The sequence below is a fragment of the Paraburkholderia antibiotica genome (assembly GCF_012927125.1).
Lineage (GTDB): Bacteria > Pseudomonadota > Gammaproteobacteria > Burkholderiales > Burkholderiaceae > Paraburkholderia > Paraburkholderia antibiotica.
Map to the genome: position 1 here is coordinate 836,356 of NZ_JABBFZ010000001.1, position 20,479 is coordinate 856,834.

18 protein-coding genes are annotated in these 20,479 nt (G+C 65.6%); 10 read left to right on the forward strand and 8 right to left on the reverse strand.

All coding sequences use genetic code 11. The annotated features are described in order from the left end of the window. The first annotated feature begins 189 nt into the window (after nt 1-189). Nucleotides 190-591, forward strand: coding sequence for a gamma-glutamylcyclotransferase family protein (locus tag HHL14_RS03705; RefSeq protein ID WP_169496197.1), 402 nt, complete (start codon nt 190-192; stop codon nt 589-591). A 260-nt stretch (nt 592-851) separates the two neighbouring features. On the opposite strand, the gene aceB is transcribed toward HHL14_RS03705, so the two are convergent. Further along, on the reverse strand, nt 852-2,444 hold the full coding sequence (gene aceB, locus HHL14_RS03710; RefSeq protein ID WP_169496198.1) for a malate synthase A: 1,593 nt from the start codon (nt 2,442-2,444) through the stop codon (nt 852-854). 76 nt (nt 2,445-2,520) lie between these two features. After that, a complete protein-coding gene (locus HHL14_RS03715; RefSeq protein WP_169496199.1) occupies nt 2,521-3,375 on the reverse strand; it encodes a (S)-2-haloacid dehalogenase in 855 nt (284 codons plus the stop codon). 162 nt (nt 3,376-3,537) lie between these two features. Here HHL14_RS03715 and HHL14_RS03720 point away from each other — a divergent pair, with 162 nt between their 5' ends. Then, nucleotides 3,538-4,440, forward strand: a complete 903-nt coding sequence (locus HHL14_RS03720; protein WP_169496200.1) for a LysR family transcriptional regulator — start codon at nt 3,538-3,540, stop codon at nt 4,438-4,440. A gap of 328 nt (nt 4,441-4,768) precedes the next feature. Then, nucleotides 4,769-5,203, forward strand: coding sequence for a universal stress protein (locus HHL14_RS03725; RefSeq protein ID WP_169496201.1), 435 nt, complete (start codon nt 4,769-4,771; stop codon nt 5,201-5,203). Nucleotides 5,204-5,497: 294 nt separating this feature from the next. Here the strand turns inward: HHL14_RS03725 and aceA are convergent, their stop codons facing one another. The 3 genes from aceA to HHL14_RS03740 form a co-directional block, all read right to left on the reverse strand. Beyond that, nucleotides 5,498-6,802 carry an isocitrate lyase gene (aceA, locus tag HHL14_RS03730; protein WP_206002198.1) on the reverse strand — a complete coding sequence of 435 codons (1,305 nt, stop codon included), beginning with the start codon at nt 6,800-6,802 and terminating at the stop codon, nt 5,498-5,500. Nucleotides 6,803-7,264: 462 nt separating this feature from the next. After that, nucleotides 7,265-8,899 carry a DEAD/DEAH box helicase gene (locus HHL14_RS03735; RefSeq protein WP_169496203.1) on the reverse strand — a complete coding sequence of 545 codons (1,635 nt, stop codon included), beginning with the start codon at nt 8,897-8,899 and terminating at the stop codon, nt 7,265-7,267. A gap of 536 nt (nt 8,900-9,435) precedes the next feature. Continuing rightward, entirely contained in the window at nt 9,436-9,705 is a 270-nt protein-coding gene (locus tag HHL14_RS03740) for an acyl-CoA-binding protein (protein WP_169496204.1), read from the reverse strand. A gap of 254 nt (nt 9,706-9,959) precedes the next feature. Between HHL14_RS03740 and tsaB the strand changes: the two genes are divergently transcribed. From tsaB to HHL14_RS03760, 4 genes are read left to right on the forward strand one after another with little or no spacing between them, the layout of a single operon-like run. Next, the gene (gene tsaB / locus HHL14_RS03745; RefSeq protein WP_169496205.1) at nt 9,960-10,802 is read left to right on the forward strand and encodes a tRNA (adenosine(37)-N6)-threonylcarbamoyltransferase complex dimerization subunit type 1 TsaB; all 843 of its coding nucleotides are present in this window, start codon (nt 9,960-9,962) and stop codon (nt 10,800-10,802) included. Then, nucleotides 10,799-11,293, forward strand: a complete 495-nt coding sequence (gene rimI / locus HHL14_RS03750; protein ID WP_169496206.1) for a ribosomal protein S18-alanine N-acetyltransferase — start codon at nt 10,799-10,801, stop codon at nt 11,291-11,293. Before tsaB ends, rimI begins: the two co-directional genes overlap by 4 nt. Then, the gene (locus HHL14_RS03755) at nt 11,280-12,467 is read left to right on the forward strand and encodes a uracil-DNA glycosylase (protein ID WP_169496207.1); all 1,188 of its coding nucleotides are present in this window, start codon (nt 11,280-11,282) and stop codon (nt 12,465-12,467) included. The genes rimI and HHL14_RS03755 overlap by 14 nt, the downstream gene beginning before the upstream one ends. After that, complete coding sequence (locus HHL14_RS03760) at nt 12,467-13,717, forward strand: DUF1853 family protein (RefSeq protein WP_230412898.1); 1,251 nt, start codon at nt 12,467-12,469, stop codon at nt 13,715-13,717. The genes HHL14_RS03755 and HHL14_RS03760 overlap by 1 nt, the downstream gene beginning before the upstream one ends. Before the next feature lie 66 nt (nt 13,718-13,783). On the opposite strand, the gene thiD is transcribed toward HHL14_RS03760, so the two are convergent. Further along, on the reverse strand, nt 13,784-14,590 hold the full coding sequence (gene thiD, locus HHL14_RS03765) for a bifunctional hydroxymethylpyrimidine kinase/phosphomethylpyrimidine kinase (protein WP_169496209.1): 807 nt from the start codon (nt 14,588-14,590) through the stop codon (nt 13,784-13,786). Nucleotides 14,591-14,801: 211 nt separating this feature from the next. Next, on the reverse strand, nt 14,802-16,109 hold the full coding sequence (lplT, locus tag HHL14_RS03770) for a lysophospholipid transporter LplT (protein ID WP_169496210.1): 1,308 nt from the start codon (nt 16,107-16,109) through the stop codon (nt 14,802-14,804). 218 nt (nt 16,110-16,327) lie between these two features. Here lplT and alr point away from each other — a divergent pair, with 218 nt between their 5' ends. The 3 genes from alr (at nt 16,328) to HHL14_RS03785 (ending at nt 19,211) form a co-directional block, all read left to right on the forward strand. Beyond that, nucleotides 16,328-17,398: an alanine racemase gene (gene alr / locus HHL14_RS03775; RefSeq protein WP_169496211.1), complete on the forward strand. Its 1,071-nt coding sequence runs from the start codon at nt 16,328-16,330 to the stop codon at nt 17,396-17,398. A gap of 3 nt (nt 17,399-17,401) precedes the next feature. After that, on the forward strand, nt 17,402-18,778 hold the full coding sequence (gene radA, locus HHL14_RS03780) for a DNA repair protein RadA (RefSeq protein ID WP_169496212.1): 1,377 nt from the start codon (nt 17,402-17,404) through the stop codon (nt 18,776-18,778). A gap of 154 nt (nt 18,779-18,932) precedes the next feature. After that, complete coding sequence (locus tag HHL14_RS03785) at nt 18,933-19,211, forward strand: DUF2866 domain-containing protein (protein ID WP_169496213.1); 279 nt, start codon at nt 18,933-18,935, stop codon at nt 19,209-19,211. Between the two features lie 177 nt (nt 19,212-19,388). Here the strand turns inward: HHL14_RS03785 and HHL14_RS03790 are convergent, their stop codons facing one another. Next, nucleotides 19,389-20,468: a CaiB/BaiF CoA transferase family protein gene (locus HHL14_RS03790; RefSeq protein WP_230412917.1), complete on the reverse strand. Its 1,080-nt coding sequence runs from the start codon at nt 20,466-20,468 to the stop codon at nt 19,389-19,391. Nucleotides 20,469-20,479 lie beyond the last annotated feature (11 nt).

Here is a 20,479-nt window from a genome sequence, read left to right on the forward strand (position 1 = left end):
GTCGCAGCGTGTGGCGTCGTGACGTGACTTTATGTGACCTCACGTTGCGCACAGCGGCGGGCGGCTGCGCCGATTCACCGGCGCGGGTTCCAACCATTGTAGAGGCTGATGTGACCGACGGACGACCGTTGCATAATGTGTCGGTTGCCCAAGCCCCCAACCACCGTTGATTCAGGAGACCCTACGACGATGCAGACCGTCTTTGTCTACGGCACGCTGCGTGCCGGTGAAGCGAACGACATCAGCGAAGCCGCCGCGCGTAACGACGTCCCCGCGCCGAACCTGCTCGGTACCGCGAGCGTGCGCGGCCATCTGTTCGACTTCGGCGATTATCCGGGCCTTGTCGTCGATGAAGCCGGCATCGACGTGCACGGCGACGTCTATGAAATCGACGACGCGCTCGTTGCGGTGCTCGACGAAATCGAAGCCGTGTACCCGGGCGTCGAGGACCGTTTCCTCGCGCGCGAGGTGATGGTGAAAGTGGACGGCAGCGTCGTCAACTGCCGCTTCTATCCGGTCGCGCCGGGCGCGGTCAAGGGGCTGCCTGAAATCCGCTCGGGCGATTGGGTCGCGCATCGGCGTACGCGCTGAGCGGCTGTCCGCACCGCGCGTTCCTGTGCGCATGCATTCGTGCACGCGCGCATTCGCGTGTGCGACGTGCGCTGCGACGCGAAGAATACGAACGGACAGACACAAAGCGACAGACACAAAGCGCCGCACGCGACCAGCAACAAAAAACGGCGCGCCAGGAGCCAACCCGGCGCGCCGTCGTTCAGACCGAAGCGATCACGAGATCATGCGATCACGCGATTAGCGCCGCCGCAAGCAGCCGGCCGCGCGCTCCACCGCGCTCAGATCTCCTCATAGAGCGGCAGCGTCAGAAAATCGGTGAACTGCTCGGCGGTCGACATCTGCTCGAAAATCTGCGCGGCACGCTCGTACGGCTTCGCGTTGCCGCCGACCGTCTGCCTGACCTTGTCGAGTTCCTGCGCCGCCAGCTCGCGCACCAGTTCCACCGTGACCTTGCGGCCGTCGTCGAGCTTGCCCTTCGGCGAGCGGATCCACTGCCACACCTGCGAGCGCGAAATTTCGGCGGTCGCCGCGTCTTCCATCAGGTTGTGAATCGGCACGCAGCCATTGCCCGTGAGCCACGAGCCGAGGTAGTGAATGCCGACGTTGATGTTGTTGCGCAGACCGGCTTCGGTGATCGGCGTTTCCGGACGGAAGTCGAGCAGGTCGGTCGCGGCGACGAGCACGTCGTCGCGTTGCTTGCCGATCTGGTTCTGCCGGTCGCCGAGCACCTTGACGAACTCTTCCATCGCGATCGGCACGAGTCCCGGATGCGCGACCCAGCCGCCGTCGTAGCCGTCGCCGGCGTCGCGCGCCTTGTCCGAGCGCACGCCGGCCATTGCCTTGTCGTTCGCAGCCGCATCGTTCTTGATCGGAATCAGCGCGCTCATGCCGCCGATTGCCGGCGCGTTGCGGCGATGGCAGGTCTTCAGCAGCAGCAATGCGTACGCGCGCATGAACGGCGAGGTCATCGTGATCTGCGAACGGTCGGCGAGGCAGAAGTCGCGGTCGGTCTTGAACTTCTTGATCGCCGAGAAGATGTAATCCCAGCGGCCCGCGTTTAGGCCCGAGCTGTGTTCGCGCAGCTCGTACAGGATCTCGTCCATTTCGAACGCGGCGACGATCGTCTCGATCAGCACCGTCGCGCGAATCGTGCCGCGCGGCACGCCGACCGCTTCCTGCGCGGCGACGAAGATGTCGTTCCACAGACGCGCTTCGAGATGGCTTTCCATCTTCGGCAGATAGAAGTACGGGCCCGAGCCGCGCGCGATCAGTTCCTTCGCGTTGTGCACCATGAACAGCGCGAAATCGAAGATGCCGCCCGACACGCGCTTGCCGTCGACCTTCACGTGCTTCTCATCGAGATGCCAGCCGCGCGGACGCACGATCAGCGTCGCGGTCCTGTCGTTGAGCCTGTACGACTTGCCGTTCTGTTCGAGCGAGATCGTGCGGCGCACCGCGTCCTTCAGATTGATATGGCCGGTGATCTGGTTGTCCCAGCTCGGCGCATTCGAATCCTCGAAGTCGGTCATGTAGGAATCCGCGCCCGAGTTCAGCGCGTTGATGATCATCTTGCGCTCGACGGGGCCGGTGATCTCGACGCGGCGGCATTGCAGATCCTGCGGCAGCGGGGCGATTTTCCAGTCGCCTTCGCGCACGCTCTTCGTGGCGGCGAGGAAGTCGGGGCGCTCGCCCGCATCGAGTCGCTTCGTGCGCTCGACGCGCGCCTGCAGCAACTGCTGGCGACGCGGCTCGAACGTGCGATGCAGCGCGGCGACGAGTTCCAGCGCCTCGCGCGTGAGGATTGCTTCAAAGCCGGGCTTGATCTCGCCGGTGATTTCCATGCCTTGCGGCAGCGACAGCGAATGAGCCATGTTTTCTCCTTGGTCGGTCAGATTGCAGAAATGCGAAGGTTGAAAAAGTTGAGGTGGACGGATGCAGTGAGTACCTTCATGCGCGCGGGCTGGCGCGTTTGCGGTTGCCACTGCCGGAAGTTCTGGTTTGACGGCTGGCGCTCGAGCGCGCCGACGCGGACGCCGATGCCGTGAGCGTCTGTAGAAAGGCCACCAGATCGTTCATGCCGCGGCCGGTGCCGTGCGGCGTGACGCCGAGTTCCTCGACGGGCAGGTTCTGCCGGTTCAGCCAGAACGTTGTGAAGCCGAACCACGTCGCGCCCGCCACGTCCCAACCGTTCGACGACACGAACACGATTTCGCGCGCGGCGGCGCCGAACGCCGCGGGGCCGAGCGCATAGGCGGCAGGTGAGGGCTTGTATGCGCGCACGGCATCGACGGACAGCACGTGATCGAACAGCGCGCTCATGCCCGCGCTTTTGATCGCGATATCGAGCATCTGCGGATTGCCGTTCGACAGGATCGCGAGCCCGATGCACGCAGGGGCGACTGTGTCGGTGGTATTGGAGGTTTCGATAGCCGCGGCGGTATCGCGCAACGCGCGCAGCACCGGCACGGCGTCCGGAAACGCGGACAGGCACGCGTATTCGTCCATCAGACGCTTTTCGGCCGCACGGCCGAGCGTGAGCTGCAGTTTTTTCGCGGCGAAACGCAGCGCGTCGAGCGTGATGTCCCAGAACGGGCGGTAGTGCTCGCCGGGCGCGTCGGGGCGTGCGGCGAGCGTGCGCAGTTGCGTGTATTCGATCTGCTTCTGACGCCACAACTGCGACAGCGCGTCGCCGTGGCCGGGGAATAACTGCTCCGCGGCGGCGACCACCGAATGCACGTCGAAGAGCGTGCCGTAGGCGTCGAAAATCACTGCTCGCGGGAAAGGTGTCGTTGTGGCCGACATAGCCGTGCGCTCCATTTCAGAGGTCGGGATCGATTGTATTGGTGACTATAGGTACTAAGAAATAGGCTAAAGATCACTTGATCTTTTACTTTCATATACCTAATCTCACAGCCACTCTCACTTTTGCGCCGGGTTCAGCCATTGGCGCGGCGCGCATCGTTCATGGACCGTTTCAAGCAGATCGAGACCTTCGCGACCGTCGCGGCCAAGGGCAGCCTGTCGGCGGCGGCGCTCGCCGAGGGTGTCGCACCCGCGATCATCGGCCGACGCATCGACGCGCTGGAGGAGCGCCTCGGCGTCAAGCTGCTGGTGCGCACCACCCGCAAGATCACGCTGACCTTCGAAGGCTCGGCGTTTCTCGAAGACTGCCAGCGCATCATTCACGATATGCAGAACGCCGAGGCGAGCGTGTCGGCGGGCGGCGTGAAGGCGAGCGGCCATCTGCGGCTGTCGGCGCCGGCCGGCTTCGGGCGCCGGCATGTCGCGCCGCTGGTGCCGGCGTTCACGGTCGCGCATCCGGACGTGTCGATCACGCTCGATCTGTCCGATCGCCTCGTCGATCTGGTCAACGAAGGCTTCGATTGCGCGGTGCGGCTCGGCGAGTTGCCCGATTCGTCGCTGGTGTCGCTGAAGCTCGCGGAAAACCGTCGCGTGTGCGTCGCGTCGCCCGCGTATCTGAGCCGGCGCGGTGCGCCGCACAGCCTCGCCGATCTCGCGCGCCACAACTGCCTCGCGCTCGGCGCGAGCGCGAACCAGCAACGCGGCTGGATGTTCCAGCAGGACGGCAAGGTCGTGTCGATCAAGGTGTCCGGCACGATGGAGTGTTCGGACGGCGCGGTGCTGCACGAATGGTGTCTGGCCGGGCACGGGCTCGCATGGCGCTCGTGGTGGGAAGTCGGCGCGGAGATCGCGGCGGGTCGCCTCGTCACCGTGCTCGACGAATTCGCCGCGCCGCCGATCGGCATTCACGCGGTGTTTCCGCAGCGCCGTCATCTGCCGTTGCGGGTGCGGCTGTTTCTGGACTTTCTCAAGCATACGTACGGCGAACCGGGTTACTGGGATTGAACGAAGCGATCCGCGCACGCAGCGCCCGGTGGCGTTCATCCGCGCTGCGCGCGCCAATGCGACCCGAGACGATTCGACGCGGCCCGAAGCGGCCCGAAGCGGCCCGGAAGCGCCCAAAGCGGCCCCGAAGCGCGAAACGGCCGCTCGAACCGGCAAAATGCGCAAACCGCACGACACGCGCGCTGCGCCATCCATCGCCGATCCCGACGCAACCGCTTTCCGATCCCTACCCACATCCGCACGCACTACAATCGATGCGAGCGGCCTGCACGCTGGGCTTCGTTGAACGCTGACGCCGCGCTGCGCGCAGCCGGCGACGGAGGACGTCATGTTCACGCACATCCTGGTTCCGACCGATGGTTCAGACCTGTCACGCAAGGCAATAGCGGGCGCGATCGATCTCGCGCAAGCCGTCGGCGCGCGCATCACCGCGTACGCCTGTCTGCCGCAATATCCGTACTCGCCGTTCTCCGACGTGGCGGTCGAGCCGCCCGGCGAATTCCTGCAGCGCAGCGAACGCGAGGCGCGCGTGCATCTGCGCGAGGTGGAGTTCGCCGCGCACCGTGTCGGCGTGAGCGTCGAGAGTCGCACCAGCGTGCATCCATCGCCGTATCTCGGCATCATCGAGGCGGCCGAGCAGGGCGGCTGCGACGTGATCTTCATGGCCTCGCACGGGCGGCGCGGGCTCGGCAGCCTGCTGATCGGCAGCGAAACGCAGCGCGTGCTCACCCATACGAAAATTCCGGTGATCGTGTATCGCTGAAACGGCGGAACGTGCGGAAAAAGCGGCGTGCCGGCAGACGCACGCGCGTCGTGCCATGACGCGAAGTCGAAAAAAAACGCGCCGGCGGCAAGGCCGGCGCGTTCAGGTTTGCCGCCCGCCAGTGGCGTGCGGACTTCTCTCAGACCCCGGCCGTCGGCGCTCGCCCGAAGACTCCCGCCAATCCGGGACGGCGCGGTCCTCCCTGAATCGGCGGCGCTCTGACGGCGCCGCTCGACGTTCTGCCAGTCGTTCCTGCGATCAGGCCGCGGGGCCGCGAGGCCCAGCCGGTTGATCTCAGGCGACCTTCTTGTCGAAGAACTGTTCGTCTTCCGTCGAACCGTGCAGCGCAGTCGTCGAAGCTTCGCGCTCGACCGTCTGCGTCACCGCGTCGAAGTAGCCGGTGCCGACTTCGCGCTGATGCTTCACCGCGGTGAAGCCCTTTTCGGCTGCCGCGAATTCCGCCTGCTGCATTTCGACGAAGGCGGTCATCTGATTGCGTGCATAGCCGTGCGCGAGGTTGAACATCGAGTAGTTCAGCGCGTGGAAGCCGGCCAGCGTGATGAACTGGAACTTGTAGCCCATCGCGCCGAGTTCGCGCTGGAACTTCGCGATCGTTGCGTCGTCGAGGTTCTTCTTCCAGTTGAACGACGGCGAGCAGTTGTACGACAGCAGCTGATCCGGGTACTCCTTATGGATCGCGTCGGCGAATTTCTTCGCGAACTCGAGGTCCGGCTTGCCGGTTTCGCACCAGATCATGTCGGCGTACGGCGCATACGCGAGACCGCGCGAGATTGCCTGCTCGAGACCCGGCTTGGTGCGGAAGAAGCCTTCGACGGTGCGCTCGCCGGTCAGGAACGGGCGGTCGTTGTCGTCGATGTCCGAGGTCACGAGGTCGGCGGCTTCCGCGTCGGTACGGGCGAGCAGCACGGTCGGCGTACCGCAGACGTCGGCGGCCAGACGCGCAGCGGTCAGCTTGGCGACGGCTTCGCGGGTCGGCACCAGCACCTTGCCGCCCATGTGGCCGCACTTCTTCACCGATGCGAGCTGATCTTCGAAGTGCACGCCCGATGCGCCCGCTTCGATCATCGCCTTCATCAGTTCGAACGCGTTCAGCACGCCGCCGAAACCGGCTTCCGCGTCGGCCACGATCGGCGCGAAGTAGTCCACGTAGCCTTCGTCGCCCGGGTTCTTGCCTTCCGACCACTGGATCTGGTCAGCGCGCGTCAGCGTGTTGTTGATGCGCTTCACCACGAGCGGCACCGAGTTGGCCGGGTACAGCGACTGGTCCGGGTACATTTCGCCGGCGACGTTCGCATCGCCCGCCACCTGCCAGCCCGACAGATAGATCGCCTTGAGACCGGCCTTCACCTGCTGCATCGCCTGATTGCCGGTCAACGCGCCGAGCGAGTTCACGAACGGCTCGTTGTTCACGGCGGCCCACAGCTTTTCCGCGCCGCGCTTGGCGAGCGTGTGTTCGGTTTGCAGCGAGCCGCGCAGACGCACCACGTCTTCAGCCGAATAGGTGCGCTTGACGCCTTTCCAGCGCGGATCGGTTTCCCATTGTTGTTTGAGCTGCTGCGCTTGCTGTTCGCGGGTCATGGTCATGATGTGCTCCTTCTATGCCAGTTATGAGGGATGGGTGACTCTGTCTTCTCGAAGCGTGGGTCCCGTCGGGGCGTTCTGTTTCGTGAAGTCTTATATAAGAGTCTAGGCAAATCGATGGACCCGCAATAGACACCGCCAAAGCTTTTTCAAATATTTATTTTGCTATCGAATCAATAGGTTAATTTTCTCATTTCGCAATGAGAAACGATGTTTTCCATCCTGCAATTGGCTTCTTGTGCCTTGCAACATGGCTTTTTACGAGGCAAAAAATTTTTTTACATCGTGAAATTTGGGGCGGCTGCCGGGGTGGGGCGAGTACGGACGAAAAAAAACCGGCGCCTGAGCACCGGTTTTTTTGCGACTGGCGGACGGCGCGAAGCCGTCCGGGTCTGTTATTGCAGCGAGATTACAGCAACGAAGCGCGTTGACCGCGCTTTAACCGCCCTTAAGCCGTTCTTAGCTGCCGCGGCGCGCCGTACGCGGACCGTCGTTGCGGCGAGCACCGTAGCCGCCGTCGCGCGAGCCGTAGCCGTCGCGGGAGCCGCCATAGCCTTCACGCGAACCGCCGTGGCCTTCACGCGAACCGTAACCGTCGCGCGAACCGCCGGCCGGCTTGTTGCCCCAGCTGTTGCCGTTGCCGTTGCCATTGCCGCCACCGTTGCCGCTGCGCGCCCCGTAGCCGCCCGGCTTGCCCGAACCGTTGCCGAAGCGACGGCCACCGTTACCGCCCGGACGACCGCGGCCGCCGAAGCCAGGACGGCCATTGCCCGAAGGCGGCGCCTTGCGCGGCTCGAAGCCTTCGACGACGTTGACCGGCAGCGGCGTGCGCACGAAGCGCTCGATGCGCTTCAGCGCGCCTTGTTCCGCGTGATGCACGAGGCTCACCGCGACGCCCGAGCGGCCCGCGCGGCCGGTACGGCCGATACGGTGCACGTAGTCTTCGGCGAACTTCGGCAGGTCGTAGTTGAACACGTGCGTGATGCCCGGGATGTCGATACCGCGAGCGGCGACGTCGGTCGCGACCAGCACGCGCACGCGGCGCTCGCGCAGCGCGCGGATCGTGCGGTTACGCGCGCCTTGCGGCAGGTCGCCGTGCAGCGCGGCCGATTCGAAACCGGCGTCGGCCAGACGGCCCGCGAGTTGGTCGGCGTCCATCTTGGTGGCCGTGAAGACGATGGCCTGGTCGAGGCCTTCGGCGCGCAGCAGATGGTCGAGCAGACGATCCTTGTGATCGCGGTCGTCGACGTAGTGAACGGTTTGCGCGATGTTGGTGCGCTGTTCCATACGCTGGACGATCTCGATACGCTCCGGATCCTTCAGCAGACGGCCGGTCAGCGAGCCGATCTTGCCGTCGAGCGTGGCCGAGAACAGCATGGTCTGACGCGTAGCCGGCGTTTCGGCGACGATCGTGTCGATGTCGTCGATGAAGCCCATGTCGAGCATGCGGTCGGCTTCGTCGAGCACGAGGATCTGCAGTTGCGACAGATCGATGCGGCCGCGCTCGAGGTGGTCGATCAGACGACCCGGCGTGGCAACGAGAATTTCGGGGTTCTTCGCCAGCAGCATCAGCTGTTGGCCATAGGCGACGCCGCCGAGAATGCTGACGGTGCGCAGGCGCTTCAGGTGCTTGCCGTAGGTTGCCGCGGCGGTCGTGACCTGCATCGCGAGTTCGCGGGTCGGGGTCAGCACCAGCATGGTCGGACGTGCGACCGGCTGCGGGCGGCGGCCACGGCCACCGTCGGCCGGACGCGGCTCGCGCGGCTGGCTCGTCTGCGTCTTTTGCAGCTGCGAGAAACGTTCGATTGCCGGCAGCATGAAGGCGGCGGTCTTGCCCGAACCGGTCGGGCTCGAAACCAGCAGGTCGCGGCCGGCGATACCGGCCGGCACCGCGCGCTGCTGCACGGGCGTCGGGTGTTCGTAACCAGCAGCGGTCAGCGCGGAGACGACGTCCGCGGACAGACCGAGCGACGCGAAAGTCGGCTTGGCGTCAGCCTGGGCTTCGGCCGGCGCGGCATTGGCCGTGGCGGCGAGGCCGAGTGCTTCGTCGGCGATGGCGTTCAACGGGCTGCTGGGGGTGTTGCTCGAAGTCATGTGAATCCTTGAAGACGATCCTGGGGAGGTTCGTGGAATAAAAACGTCAACGCCAATCGGCATACCCAAGTCGTCGGATTCAGCGAGCAAAGAAGCAGCGAGCAAATCGAAAAACGGGGGCAACTCGCGACAATGAAGGCGAGTTTCTAGTTAGAAGCTGTATCGGATGCGACATGTCAACATGACAAGCCGCCAGCCTGGGACGTGAGCCCGTAGGGGGCTAGGCAGAAGGGGACAGGTTCTAAACTGGATTGGAGCAAACGCTATGAAACGCTTTGCCGCGAGGCCAGCCATGAAAACTGGGCAAAGCAGTGAAGCGCAGGCGGCATTATATCGGGATTTGCTGCACTGCGCCACTGTTAGGGCGCGTCCGATGGAAAAAAGTGCCGGAATGGTGAAGTCGGGGAGACGGCGGCAACTCGGGGCCGCCGTCTCTGAACTGCCGCCGTCCCAGGTATCCTGGCTACGCGCGAGGCGGTGTGGGCGTTTCAGCGCAGTCGCGTGGTAAGCGGCGGCTCGGAGGCAGCCGCGCGACCTTAGGCCGCGGCGCCGCTCTTCAGCGATTCGACGAGTTCGACGTATTGCTGCTTCGCAGCGTCCTGCGCGGTGCCCTTGAGCGCGGCCCACGCATCGTATTTGTATTTACCGACGATGTCGGTGAAGCCCGGCTTGTCGCCGTGCACGTCGCCTTCGCTGGCCTGCTTGAAGAGCGCGTACAGACGCAGGAGCGTTAGATTGCCCGGGCGCTCCGGCAACTGCTTGACGTCTTCCTGGGCTTGCGCGAACTGGGTGTTGAGATCGGTCATGGTCGTTTGACCCGCGAGGCGGGATGGGATGGATTGGCCGAAAATCATAACAATGGAGCGCCGTCGCCGGGCAGAGGGCTTATTCCAAACAGCGTCGGTCGTGAGGTCCGGGCGAGGTTCCGCGGCAGGTTCGTGCGTGCTATCGCGAGCGTTGCTGTGAACCATCCGTGAAGCATTCGCGAACCATCCACGCATCATTCAGGCAGGACCGCAAACCACCATCCGCACGCACGGCGCCGATTACAATACCGTCCATGACTCAAATCGTGCTCCTTGCCCTCGATACATCGACCGAATTCTGTTCGGCGGCGCTATTGTCCGTGCCCGTCGATACCACCGGTCAGCCCACCGCCGAACCCCGCATCTGGGTGCGCCACGAACAGACCGGCGCGGTGTCCAGCACGCGTTTGCTGCCCGCGATCGGCGAACTGTTCGACGAAGCCGGCCTCACGTTGGCCGATTGCGATGCGATCGCGTTCGGCGCCGGTCCCGGTTCGTTCACCGGTCTGCGCACCGCGACCGGCGTCGCCCAGGGGCTGGCGTTCGGCCTGAATCTGCCGGTCGTGCCGATCGGCACATTGCTCGTGTGCGCGGAGAGCGCCCGCCTGCGCGATCCGTCGACGACACGCGTGCTCGCCGCGCTCGACGCACGCATGGACGAAATCTATTGGGCCGACTACGCGTGGGACGAGGCGGCGAGCGAGTGGCGCACGGTGCGGAGCGCATCGCTCGATGCGCCGCAGCGGCTCGTATTGCCCGACGTGCCGTTCACGCTGGCCGGCAACGCGGCCGCCGCGTTCGGCGAACGGCTGCCGGCGAGCGCGGCGGCGCGCAGCATCGACGGCGAGGCGCTGCCGCATGCGGGGCCGCTCGCGTACGCGGCGCTGCGCGCGTTTCGCGCGGGTCGCACGGTGCCGGCCGATCAGGCTGCGCCAGAATATGTGCGCGACAAGGTCGCGCAAACCACCGCCGAGCGCATGGCTGACAAAGCCGCGAAAGCGGCTGGTGCGGCCGGTGCAGCTAGTGCCGAGCAGCCCGCGAAGCAGGCGCTCGACGGTGCTTCGCCACATGCATCCAACGACGAGGCGCGTCGATGAGCGGCGTTCTGCTCGCGGATCGCTATATGTCGCCGATGACCGAAAGCGACCTGGACGACGTCGCGGCGATCGAGAAGCTCGCGTATGAGTTTCCATGGAGCCGCGGCAATTTCGGCGATTCGCTGCGCAACGGCTATTTCGGCGTCTGTCTGCGGCACGTGACGGGTTCGCTGATCGGCTATTGCGTGCTGATGCCGGTGGTCGACGAAATGCATCTGTTGAATCTGTGCGTCGCACCGACGGCGCAAGGCGCGGGCGCGGGTCTCGCGCTGCTGCGCGAGGCGGTGCGCATCACGCACGCCGAAAAACTCGACGGGCTGCTGCTCGAAGTGCGGCCGTCGAATCATCGGGCGATCCGGTTGTACGAACGCTTCGGCTTCGCGACGATCGGCCGGCGCAAGAACTATTATCCGGCGCGACATCGCGGCCGGGAGGACGCGATCGTAATGCGTCTGTCGTTTGCCATGGAGGGCGCAGATGGCGCTGCATGAATCGGTGCTCGAGGAATTCGGTCTCGCGCCGCTGTGGGTGCGTCGCGGGATGGCGACGCGAGGGGACGAACAAGGTGCCGCAACCGAGGCGCGGCCGGATCAGGCGCAGGAGGTGGTGACGCGGGAGGGGACTCGGGCTGGGGGGCGGGCAGCTGCTCAGGAAGTTGCGCGTGAACCCGCTGCGCATGGAGCCGCACAAGAAACCGCTTACGCCGTGGCGCGCGTGGAGGACCGGTCGCCGGTCGGGACGGCTGCGGAGTCCGCGCATGACGAGCGCCGCATGCCGGCTCGCGACGATGCGGCGATCACGAACGACGCCCGCAATCGGCTCGACGCCCGAACGGACAATCACGCCACGCGCACTCAACAAGCGCAGGAGCCGCAGCACGAATCCGCACCGCACGACCCGCAACCCGCGCAACCGCGCGCGGCGCAGGCATCTACTCAAGCGCCGGCACCCGAGCGCCTCTCCGAACCCCCCACCTTCGATCTCCCGCCCGACGACGATTTCGCGTGGTTCGACGACCCTGGTGCGCCCGCGCCGGCACCCGCCGAAGCACGCCGCGCCGCGCCCGCGCTGCCGTCCGTTCAGACGCTCGACTGGGATGCGCTCGCCGCGCGTGTCGCCGGTTGCGAAGCATGCCGGTTGTGCGAGAAGCGCACCAACACCGTGTTCGGCGTCGGCGATCGCGAGGCCGACTGGATGCTGGTCGGCGAAGCACCTGGCGAGAACGAGGACCGTCAGGGCGAGCCGTTCGTCGGTCAGGCCGGCAAGCTGCTCGACAACATGCTGCATTCGCTCGCCCTTGCGCGCGGCACCAACGTCTACATCGCCAACGTGATCAAGTGCCGGCCGCCCGGCAACCGCAATCCGCAGCCCGACGAGGTCGCGCGTTGCGAGCCGTATCTGCAGCGCCAGGTGGCGCTCGTGAAGCCGAAGCTGATCGTCGCGCTTGGCCGTTTCGCCGCGCAGAGCCTGTTGAAGACCGAAGCGAGTATTTCGTCGCTGCGTGGCCGCGTGCATGCGTACGAGGGCGTACCGGTGATCGTCACGTATCACCCCGCCTATCTGCTGCGCAGCCTGCCCGACAAGTCGAAGGCCTGGGTGGATCTGTGCCTTGCGCGCGATACGTGGCTGGCGAACGGCGGCGCGCCGTCGAACGAAGCAAAGTGATGACGCCCGATGGGTCGGCGGCGCGTGCTATCGCCGCGTCTGCCGACAACGATATGCTGCACCGCACGCTTCAGGGCACGTCTCAAAGCACGTCTCAAGGCACGTCTCAAGGCACGTCTCAAGGCACGTCTCAAGGCACGTCTCAAGGCACGTCTCAAGGCACGTCTCAAGGCACGTCTCAAGGCACGTCTCAAGGCACGTCTCAAGGCACGCCACCCGCCAGCGGCGATCCACTGCGCGACCCCGCCGTGCGCGATCTCGCGTGGCTGCTCTTCAGTCCCGATCTGTTGCGCCCGCAACCTCCGACGGGCGTGCTCGCGCAGCCGTTCGACACGCCCCAGGAGCGTCAGGCCACCATCGACTGGCTGTACGCGCTCGACGCCAAACCCGACCCGTTGCATCGAGACCTCGCGGCGACCCGCATCACGCGTCTGGGCCGCTACGCCGAACGGCTGCTCGGCTTCTTCCTGCAACACGGCCCGGCCACGCAATTGATCGCGGCCGGCGTGCCGTTGCGGCACGCCGGCATCACGCTCGGCGAATGCGATTTCCTCGTGCAGACCCGGCAAGGCGCGCGGTTGCATTGGGAGCTGGCGGTCAAGTGTTATCTGCACGCGGGCGACATCAGCGAAACGGGTGGCGCGTGCGGCACAGCGGATTCAGTCGCGCCGCGTCTCGCCGATTACGTCGGCCCCAATCTGAAGGATCGTTTCGATCTGAAGCTTGCGCATCTGCTCGATCATCAGTTGCCGTTGAGCGCGCGCGACGAGTTCGCGTCGACCGGCTATGCGGGCGCATGGACGCCGCAGATGTTCGTCAAAGGCTGGTTGTTTTACCGGCAGCGCGCAGAGGAGAGCGGGCCGATCGGCATGCCGGCGGACCCGCCCGAACTCGATCCGGCGCACGGTCGCGGCTGGTGGGTCACGCGTCGCGACTGGCCGGCGTTCGCGGCGCGCCAGGCGGCCGAGCGGGCGGACCGGTGGCGCGCGCTGCCACGGCTCGAATGGCTTGCGCGGCGGCATGACAGGCGGGGAAAAGAGAGCGGAGAGATCGAGGGTACGGTGGAGGGCGCGGCGGCTACGTCGTACGTCGATGCGCACACACTTGCCGTGCAGACCGCGGATCAACCCGGCCCGACGATGGTGGCTGCTTTCGTCGAAAGCGATGCCGGCGATCTGTTCGAGCACTCGCGCGGTTTTATCGTGCCGGACGACTGGCCCGAGCACGCGCGGCGTTATGCGAGGCAGTAACGCCGCCAGCAGTAACACCCCGGCAGTAACGCCTCAACAACGCCCGTTACTGCCCAATACCGCCGTTCACCACCACCGATAAAAATGATGCACCGGCCCGACGCCGCTACCGACGTCGAGCCGATCGCTCGCTTGCAGCGCGCCGGTCAGATATGTCTTCGCATCGGCCACCGCGCTCGCCAGATCGCCGCGCTGCGGAATCAGCGCCGCAATCGCCGACGACAACGTGCAGCCCGTCCCATGCGTATTCTTCACCGGCACGCGCGGGCCGCCCAGACGCAGCGTGCCGCTGTCCTGCACCAGCCAGTCGGGACTATCGGCCGCGCTCAGATGGCCGCCTTTCATCAGCACCGCGCGCGCGCCGAGCGCACGCAACGCCTCGCCCTGTTCGACCATGCCGGCTTCGTCGGTGGCGGGTTGCGTGCCGAGCAGCGCCGCCGCTTCCGGCAGATTCGGCGTCAGCAGATCGGCGAGCGGCAGCAGTTCGTCGCGCACCGCCGCGACCGCGTCGGGCAACAGCAGCGCGTGATTGCTCTTCGAGATCATCACCGTGTCGAGCACGATGTGCTTCGGCCGATGACGGCGCAGCGCATCGGCGACCGCGCGCGCGATCGGCGCATTCGCGAGCATGCCGATCTTCACCGCGTCGATGCGGATGTCGTCGAATACCGCGTCGAGCTGCGCGGTGATGAAGCCCGGGTCCGGCGCGTGAATCGCGCTCACGCCGCGGGTGTTCTGCGCGGTCAGCGCGGTGATCACGCTCGCGCCATAGGCGCCGAGCGCCGAGAAAGCCTTCAGGTCGGCCTGGATGCCGGCGCCGCCGCCGGAATCGGAACCGGCGATGGTCAGCACGTTGGGAATCGGTTGGGTCATGGTCAAGCGAGGAAGAAGGAGGGCGCGCGCAAATTGACTACGGACGGGTACGGGCAGGATGCGGATTGAATGCGAGCCGAATGTGGGCTGAATGTGAAGCGCAAACGGCCCGAGCGCGGATTCGTCGCAGCCAGGCTTGCGGCGGATCAAAACTCCGCGCACCGACCCGATTGCCGCCGACAGCGATCCGGCCGCTCCCCAGTGCTTTACGTCAGTGCTTCACTTCGCCGATCAGCGCGACCGAGTCGAACGCGCGCTGGTTCGCCTGGTGGCGCCGCATCACGAACCACATCATCAGGCACACGAAGGTGCCGAACAGCACGATCACCGCGGTGACCGGCACGTCGAGCCACACCAGCACCGCGTACAGGCACAGCATCACCAGCACGGAGAGATTTTCGTTGAAATTCTGCACGGCGATCGAATGGCCCGCCGACAGCAGCACGTGCCCGCGATGCTGCAGCAGCGCGTTCATCGGCACGACGAAGAAGCCCGACAACCCGCCCACGAGCATCAGGAAGATATACGCGAAAATCAGATAGCCCGGCATATGCATGCGGCCGAAGTAGACGCCCCAGTGCGCGGGGAACAGGTCGCGCGTATAGAACGCCATCAGCATCACCGCGATACCCATCATGATGCCGACCGGCAGCACCGACAGCGACTTCTTCAGCGGCACGCGCGAGGCCGCGAAAATCGCGCCGACCGCGACGCCGACCGCCACCACCGCCTGCAGGATCGCGGCCTCGGACAGCGACATGCCGAGCGACACCTCGGCCCACTTCAACACGATGAATTGCAGCGTCGCGCCGGCGCCCCAGAACAGCGTCGTCACCGCGAGCGAAATCTGCCCGAGCTTGTCGCGCCACAGCACGAGGAAGCAGTCGGCGAAATCGGTGATCAGGCGGATCGGGCCGTGCTCCTGTTTCGGATAGCGCGCGCCGGTGTCGGGAATACGCAGATTGAACAGCGCGGCGATCACGTAAATACCCATGATGATGAGCATCGCGGCTTCGGCCGGTGTGTTCACGGTGGGGATGTGCATGTGCAGGATCGGCGCGGCGATATGCGGGCTGATCAGCGCGCCGCCGAGCACGGTGCCGAGAATGATCGAGCCGACGGTGGTGCCTTCGATCCAGCCGTTCGCGGCGACTAGCCGGTCAGGCGGCAACAGCTCGGTGAGAATGCCGTATTTGGCGGGCGAGTAGGCCGCCGCGCCGAAGCCGACGATGCCGTACGCGATCAGCGGATGCGCGCCGATCAGCATCGTGATGCAGCCGACGACCTTGATGGTATTGGTGACGAACATCACGCGTCCTTTCGGACGGGAGTCGGCGAAGGCGCCGACGAAGGCGGCCAGAACGACGTACGACAGCACAAAGAACAGCTTGAGCAGCGGCGTCATCCAGTTCGGAGCGTGAAGATCTTTCAGCAGTGCGATAGCAGCGATCAGAAGCGCATTGTCGGCCAGCGACGAAAAAAACTGCGCGGCCATGATGGTGTAAAAACCTTTTTTCATCTGATGCGATGCTGTCCTCGCTGCGGTCTGTCCGCCCCGGCCGTTTGCAATGCGTCCGGGCTTATGCCGATCGAAATGGGTTGTGCGCACGGCTTTATATCATGAAAATAGCTGGATTCGGACTAGCAGAATCCTTGATCGCACCGCCCAGCGGGCCGCAGAGCGTCGAAAACGCTCTGTAAGCCGCTGATTCGCAAGTGTCTTTACGAAAAAATCCCATGCCGCGCCCCCTTTCAGCCACGATTCATACCGCCGCACTCGCCAATAACCTCGCCGTCGCCCGGCGTTATGCGCCAAAGTCGAAAATCTGGGCCGTCGTCAAGGCGAATGCGTATGGGCATGGCCTCGCGCGCGCGTTTCCGGGCTTGCGCGCTACCGACGGCTTTGGCTTGCTTGACCTCGAAGAAGCGGTGAAGTTGCGTGAATTGGGCTGGGCGGGACCGATTCTTCTGCTGGAAGGTTTTTTCCGTCCGACCGACATCGATGTGATAGATCGTTACAGCCTGAGCACCGCGCTGCATTCGGACGAACAGTTGCGCATGCTCGAAATGGCGCGTCTGTCCAAACCGGTCAATATTCAGTTGAAGATGAACACCGGTATGAACCGGCTCGGCTACACGGTCGAAAAATTCCGTGCCGCCTGGGAGCGCGCGCGCGCGTGTCAGGGCGTCGGCCAGATCACGCTGATGACCCATTTCTCCGACGCCGACGGCGAGCGCGGCATCGCGCATCAGATGGCGGCGTTCGAGCGCGGCGCGCAAGGCATTGCCGGCACGCGTAGCCTCGCGAACTCGGCGGCGACGCTGTGGCATCCGGAAGCGCACTTCGACTGGGTGCGCCCCGGCATCATCCTGTACGGCGCGTCGCCGTCGGGCGTGACGGCCGCGATCGCGGGCACCGGCCTGCAACCGGCGATGACGCTCGCCTCCGAGCTGATCGCCGTGCAAACGCTCAGCGAAGGCAGCTCGGTCGGCTACGGTTCGACGTATACCGCGCGCGGTGCGATGCGCATCGGCGTGGTCGCGTGCGGCTATGCGGACGGCTATCCGCGCGTCGCGCCGGAAGGCACGCCGGTGATCGTCGACGGGGTGCGCACGCGGATCGTCGGGCGCGTGTCGATGGACATGCTGACCGTCGACCTCACGCCGGTGCCGACCGCCAACGTCGGCTCGCGCGTCGAGCTGTGGGGCGCCACGCTGCCCATCGACGACGTCGCGCAGGCCTGCGGCACCATCGGCTACGAGCTGATGTGCGCGGTCGCGCAGCGTGTGCCGGTTCGCGCGGAGTAACGCGTGGCGAAATCGAAGACGTTGTACGTTTGCAGTGAGTGCGGCGGTCAGTCGCCGAAGTGGTCCGGTCAATGCCCGTCGTGCCAGGCATGGAATACGCTGGTCGAATCGGTCGCCGAGGGGCCGGCCACGCATCGTTTCCAGTCGCTCGCGAAGAGCACGCCGGTGCGGCGCCTCGCCGACATCGAAGCGTCGGACGTGCCGCGCTTTACCACCGGCGTCAGCGAGTTCGACCGCGTGCTCGGCGGCGGTCTCGTGCCGGGCGGCGTGGTGCTGATCGGCGGCGATCCGGGCATCGGTAAATCGACGCTGCTGTTGCAGTCGCTCGCGGAAATCGCCGCGGACAGACGCGCGCTCTATATCAGCGGCGAGGAATCGGGCGCGCAGATTGCGTTGCGCGCGCAACGGCTGTCGCTGCTCGAACCCGGCTCGAAGGCGAGTGAGCTGCAACTGCTCGCGGAAATCCAGCTCGAAAAAATCCAGGCGACGATCGCCGGGCAACGCCCCGACGTCGCGGTGATCGACTCGATCCAGACCGTCTATTCCGACGCACTCACGTCCGCGCCTGGCTCGGTCGCGCAGGTGCGCGAATGCGCGGCGCAACTCACGCGTATCGCCAAGCAGTCGGGCACGACGATCATCATGGTCGGCCACGTGACGAAGGAGGGCGCGCTCGCGGGTCCGCGCGTGCTCGAACATATCGTCGATACGGTGCTGTATTTCGAGGGCGATACGCACTCGTCGTACCGTCTGGTGCGCGCGATCAAGAACCGCTTCGGTGCGGTCAACGAACTCGGCGTATTCGCGATGACCGAGCGCGGCCTGCGCGGCGTCGCGAATCCGTCGGCGCTGTTTTTGTCGCAGCACGAGCAGTCGGTGCCGGGTTCGTGCGTGCTGGTCACGCAGGAGGGCACGCGGCCGCTGCTGGTCGAAGTGCAGGCGCTCGTCGATTCGGCCAACGCGCCGAATCCGCGACGCCTCGCGGTCGGCCTCGAACAGAACCGGCTCGCGATGCTGCTCGCGGTGCTGCACCGGCATGCGGGCATCGCCTGTTTCGATCAGGACGTGTTCCTGAACGCGGTGGGCGGCGTGAAGATTTCCGAGCCCGCCGCCGACCTCGCGGTGCTGCTCGCGATCCATTCGTCGATGCGCAACAAGCCGCTGCCGAAGGGGCTCGTGGTGTTCGGCGAAGTCGGGCTGGCCGGCGAGATCCGGCCGTCGCCGCGCGGTCAGGAGCGCCTGAAGGAGGCGGCCAAGCTCGGCTTCTCGGTCGCGGTGATTCCAAAGGCCAATGCGCCGAAACAGCCAATCGAAGGCTTACAGGTCGTTGCGGTCGAACGCATCGAGCAGGCGATCGATCGGGTCCGCTCTCTCGAATAGACGGGCTTGTCCCGGTGGTAGGGCGTGCCGGAGGCACGCCATGTCCCGTAATGCCCGGTAAATATCTCCATATTGGCTGTAACCTGGCCGCCATACCTTTTTTCTAAGCTGTCACGCTATGCATCCCCTTTGATGCCCGAAAAAGGATCGCGCTTTGAAACAGTCATATGAAATCGCGGCCGAGCGTCCTATTCAGGTGCGCGGCTGCCGGGTCTCCGCACCGATTCATCAGCCTTGGGGCGGTGCCTGCCGGATCGTCGAGTGGATCGACACGGCGGGGCAGATCTCGCGGCGGGTGGTGGCCGAAGACGTGACGGCCGCCGAGGTGCGTGCGACGATCAGCCGCCATGTGGAAGGCCGCAAACACTTCCTGTACGACGACGAGAAATCGCCGCGCCAGACGTTGCCGAGGCAGTCGGTGGTGCGGCGTTGAGCTGATGGGTCGTTGAGTCGATCGTGGCGGGTGAGTCCGCGCCGGGATGTTTTCGGCTCAGGCCGGTTGCTGCCAACTCCGGTCACTCCAAGCCAGATGAAATCCGCTGAGGCCAGCTGACACCCTCGGCGGCTAGGTAGAGGCCGCCGCCCACACGCCGCCACCACGCTGCGCGCGCTAACCCCCCGAGCTGTTCCGATCCCCGTAGTGACTTTCATCCGCCGCATCGGCGCCGTCACTCGCCGCCGCGTACGCCTGCGGATTGAACAGCGGATGCCGCGCCGCTTCGGCCGGCGTCAACACCGGCGACACGCAGCAGTCGAGCGCTTCGAGCGATTCCACCCATTCGGCGAGCGTGCGTGTGCCGATCACATCGGCTACCTCCCGAATCAGCGCCTGCGCATCCGGCCCGCCGATTGCCTGTCCCAGACTCCAGTGACGCGTGGCCCATTCGGGCCGGTCGAGCGCCATGCACAGCGTTTCCCAGAACTTCAATTCCAGCGCCCCGACCGCGAGCCAGCGATGATCGCTCGTGCGATAGAGGTTGTAGCAGGGCACCCCGCCGTTGAGCAGCCCGGCTCCGGCCGGCGGCGCGGCGCCGTCGTTCGCGAGCGAGACCTGCGCGACGACGTTGTGCGCGTGGCTCGTGTGCGTCATCGATACATCGACGAAGCGGCCCTCGCCACCGCGCGCGACGCGCCACAGCGCGGCGAGGATCTGCGTGACCGCGGCGAGCGCGCCGCCGAGCAGATCGGCAATCTGGAAATTGGGCAGGATCGGCGCGCCGTCGCGGTCCGCCAGTTGATCGAGCACGCCCGCATAGCCGATGTAGTTCAGATCGTGGCCCGCGTGGTCGGCGAACGGGCCGCTCGCGCCGTAGCCGCTGATCGCGCAATAGACGAGTCGCGGATTGGCGGCGCGCAGCGTGTCGTAACCGAGGCCGAGCCGTTCCATCACGCCGGGCCGGAAGCTCTCGATCAGCACGTCCGCTTCCGCGGCGAGCGCGCGCAGCACGTTGCGGCCCGCGTCGGTTTTGAGGTCGAGGCGCGTCTCGCGCTTGCCGCGATTGACCATCCGGTAGAACGCGCCGGGCCGGCCCGCGACGCGGTCGCTCGACGACTGCATCATCGTGCGCGTCGGGTCGCCCGCGCCGGGCGCTTCGATTTTCAGCACGTCGGCGCCGAGTTCGGCGAGCCGCAGCGCGGCGACCGGGCCCGGCAGCAAACGCGTGAGATCGAGCACGCGCAGCCCTTGCAACGCGGGCGGCG